General features: G+C 65.3%; 9 protein-coding genes. 8 read left to right on the top strand and 1 reads right to left on the bottom strand.

The features are described from left to right. Window positions 1–59 precede the first annotated feature (59 nt). The 7 genes from BLS27_RS15980 (at window position 60) to BLS27_RS15950 (ending at window position 9121) form a co-directional block, all read left to right on the top strand. Window positions 60–1493 carry an aldehyde dehydrogenase family protein gene (locus tag BLS27_RS15980; RefSeq protein WP_090345595.1) on the top strand — a complete coding sequence of 478 codons (1434 nt, stop codon included), beginning with the start codon at window positions 60–62 and terminating at the stop codon, window positions 1491–1493. A 13-nt stretch (window positions 1494–1506) separates the two neighbouring features. Beyond that, the gene (locus BLS27_RS15975; RefSeq protein WP_090345593.1) at window positions 1507–2493 is read left to right on the top strand and encodes a dipeptidase; all 987 of its coding nucleotides are present in this window, start codon (window positions 1507–1509) and stop codon (window positions 2491–2493) included. Window positions 2494–2547: 54 nt separating this feature from the next. Continuing rightward, window positions 2548–4098: a BCCT family transporter gene (locus BLS27_RS15970; protein WP_043209246.1), complete on the top strand. Its 1551-nt coding sequence runs from the start codon at window positions 2548–2550 to the stop codon at window positions 4096–4098. A 26-nt stretch (window positions 4099–4124) separates the two neighbouring features. Then, on the top strand, window positions 4125–5819 hold the full coding sequence (locus BLS27_RS15965) for a hypothetical protein (RefSeq protein WP_090345591.1): 1695 nt from the start codon (window positions 4125–4127) through the stop codon (window positions 5817–5819). 2 nt (window positions 5820–5821) lie between these two features. Further along, complete coding sequence (locus BLS27_RS15960) at window positions 5822–6517, top strand: DUF3726 domain-containing protein (RefSeq protein WP_043209242.1); 696 nt, start codon at window positions 5822–5824, stop codon at window positions 6515–6517. A 29-nt stretch (window positions 6518–6546) separates the two neighbouring features. Next, window positions 6547–6918, top strand: coding sequence for a RidA family protein (locus BLS27_RS15955; protein WP_090345589.1), 372 nt, complete (start codon window positions 6547–6549; stop codon window positions 6916–6918). A 286-nt stretch (window positions 6919–7204) separates the two neighbouring features. Continuing rightward, on the top strand, window positions 7205–9121 hold the full coding sequence (locus tag BLS27_RS15950; protein WP_090345588.1) for a tyrosine-protein phosphatase: 1917 nt from the start codon (window positions 7205–7207) through the stop codon (window positions 9119–9121). Between the two features lie 26 nt (window positions 9122–9147). Here the strand turns inward: BLS27_RS15950 and BLS27_RS15945 are convergent, their stop codons facing one another. Beyond that, the gene (locus BLS27_RS15945) at window positions 9148–10119 is read right to left on the bottom strand and encodes a helix-turn-helix transcriptional regulator (protein ID WP_232092034.1); all 972 of its coding nucleotides are present in this window, start codon (window positions 10117–10119) and stop codon (window positions 9148–9150) included. 448 nt (window positions 10120–10567) lie between these two features. Here BLS27_RS15945 and nhaA point away from each other — a divergent pair, with 448 nt between their 5' ends. Further along, window positions 10568–11761 (top strand): Na+/H+ antiporter NhaA, encoded by a 1194-nt coding sequence (gene nhaA / locus BLS27_RS15940; RefSeq protein WP_090345794.1) that lies wholly within the window; start codon window positions 10568–10570, stop codon window positions 11759–11761. The last annotated feature ends 102 nt before the right edge of the window (window positions 11762–11863 follow it).

Below are 11863 nucleotides of genomic sequence, written 5' to 3'. Positions count from 1 at the left end.
TTTTTATTTGCTGCATATTGCTCGCAAGATGAGAGCCAGGCAAACGGAGGCTTTCATCCATGACGTACAAGAACTACATCGATGGCCAGTGGTGCGAAGGCCAGGCCACCCTGGCGAATCACAGCCCCTCGGATACACGCGATCTGATCGGCGAGTACCACCAGGCCAGCGCCGAACAGGCCCGCCAGGCCATTCAGGCCGCCCGCGCTGCGCAACCCCTGTGGGCCGCCTCGGGCCTTGAGGCCCGCCAGCAGGTGCTGATGGCCATCGGCGACGAGCTGATCGCCCGCAAGGAAGAACTCGGCGAGCTGCTCTCGCGTGAAGAAGGCAAGCCCCTGGCCGAAGGCATCGGCGAGGTCTACCGCAGCGGCCAGTTCTTCCACTACTACGCCGCCGAAGTGCTGCGCCAGATGGGCGAGACCGCCGCCTCCGTGCGTCCAGGGATCGATATCGAAGTGCACCGCGAGCCAGTGGGCGTGGTAGGCATCATCACCCCGTGGAACTTCCCCATGGCTACGGCGGCCTGGAAGATCGCCCCGGCCCTGGCCTTCGGCAATGCCGTGGTGTTCAAGCCGGCCAATCTGGTGCCGGCCAGCGCCTGGGCCTTGACCGAGATCATCAGCCGCCAAGGCCTGCCCGCCGGCACCTTCAACCTGGTCATGGGCAGCGGCGCCAGCGTCGGCGAAACCCTGGTCAACTCGGCCGACATCGACGCCCTGACCTTCACCGGATCCCTGGAAACCGGCCGCCGCGTCGCCGTTGCCACCGCCGGCAACCTGGTGCGCTGCCAGCTGGAGATGGGCAGCAAGAACGCTCTGGTGGTGATGGACGACGCCGACCTGGACCTGGCGGTGGAATGCGCGCTCAACGGGGCGTTCTTCGGCACCGGGCAGAAGTGCACGGCGTCTTCGCGCTTGATCGTCTGCGAGGCAATCCACGACCGCTTTGTCGAGGCCCTGCGCCTGCGCATGCGCCAGCTCAAGGTCGGCCATGCCCTGCAAGCCGGGGTGCAGATCGGCCCGGTCGCCGATGCGCGCCAGCTGGAGCAGAACCTGGAGTACCTGCACCTGGCCCAGGCCGAAGGCGCCACCTTGATCGAAGGCGGCGAACGCCTGCAGCTGGACACCGACGGCTATTACATGCGCCCGGCGCTGTTCATCGACAGCCGCAACGACATGCGCATCAACCGCGAAGAGGTCTTTGGCCCCATCGCCTGCGTAATCCGCGTGCGCGACTTCGAAGAGGCCCTAGCCACGCTCAACGACACCCAATACGGCCTCACCGCCGGCATCATCACCCAGTCCCTGCGCCACGCCAGTGAGTTCAAGCGCCGCGCCCAGACCGGCTGCGTGATGGTCAACCTGCCCACCGCCGGCACCGACTACCACGTGCCGTTCGGCGGTCGCAAAGCGTCGAGCTTCGGCCCGCGCGAACAGGGCCAGTACGCCCGCGACTTCTACACCGTGGTCAAGACCACCTATCTGCGGCCCTGAAGGAATACGCGCCATGCACGACCTCTTGATGATCGACGGCCTGCAGTACTCCAACTGGGGCCCGGAGATATTCCAGCAAATGCAGGCCGGTGGCCTGAGCGCGGTGCACGCCACCATCGCCTACCACGAGAACGCTCGCGAAACCCTGTCGCGCCTGGGCGAGTGGAACCGCCGCTTCGAGACCTGGCCCGAACTGATCCGCCCGGTACGCTCGGCCAGCGACATTCGCCTGGCCCATGAAGAGGGCCGCGTGGGGATCTTCTTCGGATTCCAGAACTGCTCGCCGATCGAGGACGACATCGCCTTGGTGGAAGTCTTCCGCCAGCTCGGGGTGTTCGTCATGCAGCTGACCTACAACAACCAGAGCTTGCTGGCCAGCGGTTGCTACGAGCGCGAAGACAACGGCATCAGCCGCTTCGGGCGCCAGGTGATCGCCGAGATGAACCGCGTCGGCATGCTGATCGACATGTCCCACAGCGCCGAACGCAGCACGCTGGAGGCCATCGAGCTGTCGACCCGGCCAGTGATCATCTCCCACGCCAACCCGTCGAGCTTCCACGCCGCCAAGCGCAACAAGTCCGACGCGGTGCTGCGCGCAATCGCCGAGTCCGGCGGGCTGCTGGGCTTTAGCACCTACCCGTTCCACCTCAAGGGCGCTTCGGAGTGCTCCCTGGAGAGCTTCTGCGACATGGTCGCGCGTACCGCCGACCTGATGGGCGTCGAGCACATCGGCATCGGCACCGACCTGTGCCAGGGACAGCCGCTGTCAGTGCTCGAATGGATGCGCAACGGCCGCTGGAGCAAGGAGAAAGACTACGGCGAAGGCTCCAAGGACAACGCCAACTGGCCAGCGCCGTTGCAATGGTTCCGCGACAGCCGCGACTTCCCCAACATCGCCCAGGGCCTGCGCGCCCGTGGCTTTGCCGAGGAAGACGTGCGCAAGATCATGGGGCTGAACTGGTTGCGCCTGCTGGAAACCGCCACCACGGCGCAGGCCTGAGCCCCTCGCACGGACAGCCTTACAAAAACAACAATCACAGGTTCCGGAGGCTAAATGAAAAACCCAACCACCCTGCCGGCTGACGACCAGACCCTGCGCCTGCCGCTGTCGCGGGACATCGACTGGCCGCTGTTTCTGATCAGCGGCGGTTTCCTTGGCGCATTTCTGTTGGCGGCCCTGATCGACATCGATGTGGTCTCGGCCCTGGTCAACACGTTGTTCGCCTGGTCGACCAAGGCCTTTGGCCTGTATTGGCAGGTCTTGATGCTGGCGACCTTCGTGGTCAGCCTGGCCATTGGCTTTTCCAAGTGCGGGCGCGTACGCCTGGGCGGCGTGACCCAACGCCCGGACATCAGCACCTTCAACTGGATCGCCGTGATCATGTGCGCCCTGCTGGCCGGCGGCGGCGCCTTCTGGGCCGCGGCCGAGCCGCTGATGCACTTTGCCAGCCCGCCACCGCTGTTCGCGGGCGTGCAACCGCACAGCGAAGCGGCGGCCACCGCAGCCCTGGCGCAGTCCTTCGTGCACTGGGGTTTCCTGGCCTGGGCGGTGCTCGGCAGCTTGCTGGCGATCGTGCTGATGCACCTGCACTACGACAAAGGCTTGCCACTGGCTCCGCGCACCCTGCTCTACCCGCTGTTCGGCGAACGCGCGCTCAAAGGCCCGATCGGCACCCTGGCCGACGCCACCTCGATCATCGCGGTGGTCGCCGGCACCATCGGCCCGATCGGTTTCCTGGGCTTGCAGATCAGCAGCGCCTTGCATGCGGTGTGGGGTGTCCCCAACGGCATCGTCACCCAATCGATCACCATCGTGCTGGTCACGGCGATGTACACCGTCTCCTGCCTGGTAGGGCTCAAGGGCATCCGCTTCGTCAGCGAAATCAACGTCTGGCTGATGATTGGCCTGGCGGTGTTCATGGTGGTGTTCGGGCCGACGCTGTTCATCCTCGGCGGTTTCCCGCAGGCCTTCGCCCTGCATGTGGAGCACTTCATCCCGATGACGATGTTCCGCGCCGATCCCAAGTGGCTGGACTGGTGGACGGTGTTCTACTGGGGCTGGTTCATCGGCTATGCGCCGATGGTGGCGCTGTACGTCGCGCGGATCTCGCGGGGCCGCACCATCCGCGAGATCATCATGACCCTGTCGATCATCGCACCGTTGGTGACCATGTTCTGGTTCACCGTGGTCGGCGGGACCGGCATTGGCCTTGAGTTGCAGACCCCAGGCATTGTCACCGCTCATGGCGCCCAACCCGAGGACCTGCTGCTGGGCGTGACGCAGAACCTGCCGCTGGGCGGCTTGATCAGCGCGCTGTTCCTGTTCCTGAGCTTCATCTCGGTAGCCACCAACGGCGATGCCATGGCCTTCACCGTGGCGCTGGCGATGTCCAGCAACGATAAACCGAAGAAATGGCTGTGCGGCTTCTGGGCCATCGGCATGGGCCTGGCGGCGGTGGTGCTGATCACCATCGGCGCAGGCGGCGTGACCGCCCTGCAGTCCTTCATTGTCATCACCGCGGTGCCGGTGTCGCTGGTGATCCTGCCAGCGTTGTGGGATGCGGTGCGCATCGCCCGGCACATGGCCCGCGAACAAGGCGTCTGAACATGATGCATCCAGGTACGACAACAATGTCCAACACCGTGCTTGCCACCCCCACGCTGCGCCCTGCCGACCAGGTCATGGACTTGGCCCGGTTGGGCAGCCACTTCCAAAGCCCGCTGAGCTTCGTGCGCAGCAGCATGCGGCGGATGATGAACCAGCGCTGGCAGATCCAGCGCAGCCGCTTCGACCTCGATGGCGAAGGTTTCGGCACTGTGATCTACCGCATCGACACGCCGAGTGCCCATTACCACTGCGTGATCTTCTCGGCCTACCTGCCGCCGGAAAAGCGCAGCGACCGGGTGATCGCCGACCAGTGGGACGTGACCTTCGTGCTGGTGGCCGGGGATATCGACGCGGCGCAACTGGACGAGCTTGCGCGCAACGTGCCGCTGCAGGAAGCCGGTCGCTTCGATGCCCGCGTGCTGGTGCTGTCCCGGGCCAACCGCAGCCTGCGCAACTTCGACCGGTTCCTGGCGGCGCTGGCCGAAGGACAGCAACCGGACCCGCGTCAGCTGGCCGAGGTGGGCTACCTCTACCGCACCACCGCCGTCTACGGCAACGGTAAGTTCGGCATCGCCGACTTTGGTTGCCTGCAAGACAACCCGGACTTCAACCAGCCGTTCAGCGCGCAGATGTTCACGGTGTACCTGCTGCGCCATTTCAGCATCGAGCAGATCGAGCACATGGCCCGTGCGCTCAACCCACAACGGGCGGTACAGCTGGCCCCGGCACTGCAACGCTACCTGGGCGTAGGCAATGCCACGGGCCTGGGCATGGCGCCTTTTTTGATCAATCACCCGCAGCTCGTGGAGCGCTGGATCAGCACGCGGGAAACCGCCCTGGCGCAGGTACTGGCACGATCGGCCGAACCTGCGCATCTGGCCCGCCTTCAGCGGTTGCTCAGCCGCGCCCACCTGCACCTGAGCCAGACCCAGACCGAAGATGTGCGCCAGCACGAGCAAAACCTGCGCACCCTCGCCGAGCTGTCGGCGTTGGCCGACTGGCTCGGTGGCCAGCCGGCGGGCGACGATCTCTGGCCGCGCCTGCTGGCCTGGAGCGAAGCCCACGCCGGGCTAGGTTGCCAGGAACTGCTGGTGAGCCTGTTGCTGGAGCTGTACCCCGAGCAAGTCACGCCGCTGGCCGAGCAGATGGGTGTGGTCGAAGGCCTGCGCCTGGATGCCCAGATGCCCCTTGCGCAGTTGCGTGAACTCATCGAGCGGCAGTACGCCTGGGCCCTGGCCTACGACTTCGGCAATGTCGAAGCCGAGCATTTCTTCTGGTACCGCTCGGCCGAAAAAGAAGAGCCGCGCCTGGGCATGCGCGCCGAGGAGCCGGGCGCCGAAAAAGAGATGCAACTGGGCATCGCCCGCAACATCCAGCGCTGTCATGGGGCGTTAGTAGAGCACCTGCGCGAGCAACCCCAGGCACTGACCGCGCATTTCCTCATCGCCCAACCGGCGTTCAAGGGCACGGTGCGCCGCCTGCAAGGCATGGCGCATACCAGCTATGGCGAAATCCGCGCCAACCTGCTGGCCCAGGACATGCTGCCGATCCACCTGCTGCGCTGCAAACTGGCGTTCTTCGGCGCGGGCAAGTTCGACCCCAAGTCCAGTCGCTGGGTACGCATCACGCTGTTCCAGGGCGCGCCGCTGGTCAGCGACATCGGCCAGCCGTTCGATGACGACTGGAACTTCGCGGTGATGCCGCAGGAGGGGCTGTGACCATGCGCGTATCGCTCAACGAAATCCAGGTGATGTGCCGCAAGGCCTTCGAAGGCATGGGCTTTGCCGCTGGCGACTGCGAGGACGCCGCCGACCTGGTCGGCTGGTTGCACCTGCAAGGGCTGGACGGCATCGGCACGCTGGAAAAAGCCCTGGACTACCTGCAAAGCGAAGCCGAGCAGCCGTTCACCCTGTGCTACGAAGACAGCGCCCTGCTGGTGATCGACGCCAAGGGCCAGAGCGTGCTGCGTTGCGCCGCGACCGTGGTGGAACTAGCGCTGGGCAAGGCCCTGCGCAGCGGTCAGGCGGTGCTGCGTATTCACCACTGCCACAACCGCCTGCTGTTGCTGGGCTACCTGAGCCGGGCGGCCGAGATGGGGCTGCAGGTGCAGGCCCGCTGGGACGATGCCCGCCAGCGCCATGTGGCCAGCTTCGCCGCAGGCGCCAACCATCCTCAACTGCACTGCGACGCCCCGCCCGGTGCCGGGGATGCGATCGAGCAAAGCATCACGGTGTTGTTCAGTCGGCCTGCCCGGGCCATCGCTCCGGTCGCCGCGACCCACAGCCTGCTCAACCAAGGGTTCACGGTCAGCGAACACACCTGGCGCAGGCTCAAGCAGATGGCCGATCACATCCTCGTCGAAAGCACCGAAGCCTCCCGCCGCCATGGCGCGGGCGGCGGCAGCGATGCCGACTGACCCTTACCGAACACTCAGGAATTTCCTTCATGAAACATGCGATCAAGACCAACCTGTTCGCCTCCAAGGCCCCATTGGAATGGGCGGTCGTCGGCAATGGCACTCTGTACACCGCACAGATTCCCATCGACGCCCACGGCCAGGTCGTCGCTGGCGGCATCGAGGCCCAGACCCGCCAGACCCTGGACAATCTGCGGCACACCCTGGAGGCGGCCGGCAGCTCGCTGGACGCCGTGACCCAAGTGCTGATCTACGTCACCGACCGCAGTTACCTGGCCACGGTCAACAGCCTGTACACCGATTATTTCCAAGCGCCCTACCCCAACCGTGCAGCCGTGGTGGTGGCCGGTTTGGCGCGGGAGGAAATGCTGGTGGAACTGGTGGTCTACGCCTGCGTGTAAACCCACCCTGAGGCTGCCTGGCAGCCTCGCCCGCGCAAGGCACCGGCCGTGCCGTTCACGGCAGTTCGGTTAACCCGCTCGCACAAGATTCACCGGGACCAGGTGGGTGTCGATTTACACGCGAATGGGCCTCGAGAACCCTGCAAGAACAGGAGTTGGATAGACAGATCGCGCACCGCGCAGACCAATCGCGCACTCATCGTCGTCGCCAGGGGCCTGTGCAATATCGCGGCCCAACGAACGCGCTAATAGTGGCTAGCCCCTACACAACAACGAGGCTAGATCCGTGTATTCACGCGTCCTGTGTTCCCTGTCCCTGCTCACCCTCGCCATTGGCGCCGCTCACGCCGCCGACCCGCTCAACACTCCGCGCCTGGTGGGCATGGACAACTTCCGCGACATTGCCGGCACCACCACCGCGTACAGCACCGCCCACAATGGGACCCTGCGCGCCGGCGTGTTCTACCGCACCAATGCCGTGACACCGACCAACGCGGACATGGCCACCCTCACCAGCCTGAACATCGGCAAGGTGTTCGACCTGCGCACCCCCAACGAGATCGCCGTCACGCCTGACCGCCTGCCGCCCGGCGTTCGCTACCAGAACATCGACATCATCGGTGCGACCACCTCGGGGGTGGACATCACCAACACCACGTTCCACAACGCCGACGAGGCAATTGCCATGATGAAGGAGACCAACCGCGCATTCGTCTATGACGCGGGCATGCGTAGCCAGTACACCGTGCTGTTCAACGAACTGGCCAGCGCCGAAGGCGCGACATTGTTCCATTGCACCGCCGGCAAGGACCGCACCGGCTGGACCGCTGCGGTACTGCAAAGCATCGCCGGGGTGGACGACGCCACCATCATGGCCAACTACCTGGCCACCAACGACTACACCGCTGACCGCATCGCGGCGACGCTGGCAGCGCTGCCGCCGAACCTGGCGGCGATCTACGGGCCGATGATCGGCGTGGACGCCAGCTACCTGCAGGCTGGGCTCGATGAGGTCAAGGCGCGCTACGGCACCATGGACAACTACCTCAAACAGGGCCTAGGCCTGTCCCAGGAAACGATCTACGTGCTGCGCGGCAAGATGGTCCGCTATAACAGCCTGCCCGGCCAGGCCAGCCTGCAAGGCAACGCTGCCGCCGGCGCAGGTCTGTTGCAAGACCTGCAGGACAGCTCGCTCTCTGGCACTTACAGCGCCTACAACTACTACCTGCAATCGGCCATCGATGCTGGCACTTTGGGGGGCTTGGAATCCACTGTCGGGGGCCAGGTGCATGCGGATGCGGCCAGCTACCTGCTGCGCCAGGGCGCGATGATCGACCAGGCAGCAGCGCCCTTCACCCATGGCGCGGACCTCAAGCCTGGTCAGTCGCGCCTGTGGAGCACGGCGCTGGCCGGCTATGTGGGCACCGACGGCTCGTCCCAAGCACAAAGCAGCAACGAGCACAGCCAGGGCCTGATGATCGGCGTGACCCAGCGCGTTTCCGAGCAGCTCAGTGCCCATGCCGGCTTCGGTTACAGCAACGGCAACGTCGGCGGCGCTGGCGGTGAGGCAGACACCGACCTGACCTTCCTCAGTGCAGGTGCCCGCTTCGCTCCCGGCAGCCTGGAGCGAGGGCTGTTCATCGATGCCAAGGCCAGCGCCGGGTGGTTCGACTATCAAAGCAAGCGCGATCTGGGCGGCGGCCTGGGCCGGGCCAAGGGCGACAGTCACGGCAACCTGGCGGGGGCGAGCGTTGCCTTGGGCTATCGCCTGAACAGCGGCGCGCTGGTGCTGGAACCGAGCCTGGGCGTGAGGGTCAGTCATGTGGACCTGTCGGGGTTCACTGAAAAAGGCAGCGAGCTGGCCCTGGACGTCGATGGCATCGGGCAGACCCGACGCAGCGCCGTGGCCAACCTTCAGGGCAACCTGGCGGCGGTGCACTTGGACAGCGGCTGGCAGCTGGTGCCGGGCTTCTCGGTGGGTTACGAGCATGTGCTTGGGGATCATCAGGTGGACAGCGAAGGTCATCTGCTGGGGCTGGATATCGAACAACGCGCCGCGTTCGACAATCGCGACCAGTTCACCGGCGCGGTCAACCTCATGGCCAACCTGGGTGCGTTCAGCGTGGGCGGTGAAGTGGCGGCCATGGGGGGCGGTGACAGCCATGGGGTGATCGGGAGCCTGAAGGCCAGCTACGCGTTCTGACCCCCACTGCTCTGCAGAGCGGGGGCTTACACTCCCCGCAGCACCTGAGCGGGGCTCACGCCATAGGCCTGTTGGAAGTAGTGCGAAAACCGCCCGGCGTTGCTGAACCCATGACGCAACGCCACCTCCGACACCGAACCGGACTCCCCACGTGCCAGGGCTTCATAGGCCCGCTCCAGGCGTACCTGGCGTTGATAATCGACGATCGATGCCCCCACGAACCGCTTGAAGCCCTGCTGCAGAGCCCGCAGGCTGACGTTGGCCAGCGCTGCCAGCTCGGCCCCGCTGGACAGGCTGTGGGGGTTGGCGCGGATGTAGTCCATGGCCAGCTTCACATGCCGCGGCGCGATTTGCGGCGAGGGCCGGCGCAGCGCTTCGCTGTGGTTGTGCGGCCAGGCCTCGAGCACCGCGTCGACCAGCATTTCCTGCAAGCGCACTGGCATCAGCACGCCCGCGTGGATCAACGAGTCGAACGCGTTCCCCGTGGCCAGCTCGAGCAACGCACGAATGCCCTGGAACGCCGCGACACCCAGGTCCACCACCGGCTCGAAGCGGATCGGCTGTAATACCGGACGGCCCAACAGGATCGCCAGCCGCTCGGTGATCAGCCCCCGGCGGATCGACATGCCGCACTGGGCATGGTCGTCGGCAAAATGCAGGGTCCGGATCGCTCGCTTGTCGATGGCCAGGCCCATACCGGGCCGGCCGGTCGTCTCGACGCCGTGCTCGAAGACGACCCGCCCGGCGCTGGGCAGCACGAAGGTGATCTCATCTTGCGGGGCGCCAAAGGTGATGGAGCAGTCGCCCCGGTAGTGCATGCGGCGAAAGCTGACGCCCTCGTGCCGCCCATAGACGCCACTGATGACGATGTCGTCCGACAGCGCCAGCGAGTCGGCATAGAGGTTGTCGAACATCTGCGAGAACAACGCACCGAAAGCGTCGCTGCGCAGGCCTCGGGAGCGGAGGATGATCTGTTTGCGGGGCGTGCCGGAAAACACCTTAGGTCACCTTCTTGTTGTTTGGACGCATGGGCGCCTGACCTTACCAAGGGGGCATGACAGCGACGTGACCTGCACATGGCCAGGGCTTGAGCAAAACAAAACACAACCGCGGCAACATTTCGAAGTAAATTCCTACAGAAAGTAGCGAATTACCCTCGTAGAATTGTCGCCTGGCGTGTGCTGCGTGCGCCCGGGAGCCTTCCCGAATACGGAGAACATTCATTTGTTTTCCGAGAGCTATTTTCATGTCGCATGCAGCCTCCACACTGTTTTGGCGTTCCCCGCTCCGCCGTGTCTCGGCCGGGCTTTCCAAGCGCCATCCCCTTCCCTTCTTCCCATCCTTTGCTGCAGTGGCCCGGAACGTCCGGGGCCATCGTTTTGCTGTGTCCGCATTCCGACGCGCCGCTGCCCTCGCGAAGGTGACGTCATGAACGAGGACTCCCGTATGAATGCACCTGTGCCCACCCTTGCGCGGCCGTCGCTGCTGCACCGCCTGCTGACCAGCGAGGCCGCTGGCGGCGTGCTGCTGATGATCACCGCTGCCCTTGCCATTGTCCTGGCCAACAGCCCTTGGGCCAGCACTTACCAACATCTGTTGCACTTGCCCGTGGGGCCCACGCTCAGCGACAAGCTCGGCCCGATGACCATTCACCTGTGGGTCAACGACGGGTTGATGGCGGTGTTCTTCCTGCTGGTGGGGCTGGAAATCAAGCGCGAGCTGGTCGATGGCCGTCTGGCCACCTGGGAGCAACGCCGCCTGCCGGCGTTGCCGGCCTTGATGGGCATGGCCGTCCCGGCGCTGATCTTCCTGGCGGTCTCGCGCAGCGAACCGGGCCTTGCCAGCGGCTGGGCCATCCCCGCGGCCACGGACATCGCTTTCGCCGTCGGCGCCCTGGCGCTGCTGGGTCGGCACGCACCGCTGTCGCTGAAGGTGATGCTGGTCTCGGTGGCGATCATCGATGACATGGGCGCCGTGGCGATCATCGCGCTGTTCTACACCTCGTCGATCAACCTGCTGGCCCTGGCTGCAGCAGGCGGGATCATCCTCGTGCTGCTGGCGTTCAACCGTCTGCGCGTGGTGTCTCTGTGGCCGTACCTGCTGGGTGTCGCGGCGCTGTGGTACGTCACCTTGCTGTCGGGTGTGCACGCCACCATCGCTGGCGTGGTCGGCGCACTGTTGATTCCCTACAGCGCCGGGGTCGGCAAAGCCAGCCCGCAGCTCAAGCTCGAGCACGCCCTGGCGCCATGGGTCGGGTTCTTGATCGTGCCGGCCTTTGGCTTTGCCAATGCGGGGGTTTCCTTCAGCCACTTGAGCGTGAGCGATGTGCTCGCCCCGCTGCCACTGGCCATTGCCCTGGGCCTGTTGCTGGGCAAACAGCTGGGCGTGTTCGCAGGCGTCTGGCTGGCGGTCAAGACCGGCCTTGCGGCCAAGCCGCGCGGCGCCAGCTGGCTGCAGATCTACGGGGTGGCGATGCTGTGCGGCATCGGCTTTACCATGAGCCTGTTCATCGGCGAGTTGGCTTTCCCAGGGCAGCCCGAGCGGATCGACGAGGCCAAGATCGGCATCCTGCTCGGCTCGCTGGTGTCGGCGCTCGTCGCCTGCGCCATCCTGCGCTTTGTGCCCAAGCGCCAAGCCTGAAGCGCGGCACTCACGCGCGCACCGTTCGTCGAGGGCCGCACACATGCGGTCCAACCCCCGATGCCAATGCCCTTCTAACGAGCACGTGTTCAACACTGCCTT

This window comes from Pseudomonas guariconensis (assembly GCF_900102675.1).
In the GTDB taxonomy this organism is placed as follows: domain Bacteria; phylum Pseudomonadota; class Gammaproteobacteria; order Pseudomonadales; family Pseudomonadaceae; genus Aquipseudomonas; species Aquipseudomonas guariconensis.
This window is presented reverse-complemented; position numbering and strand designations above follow the sequence as displayed.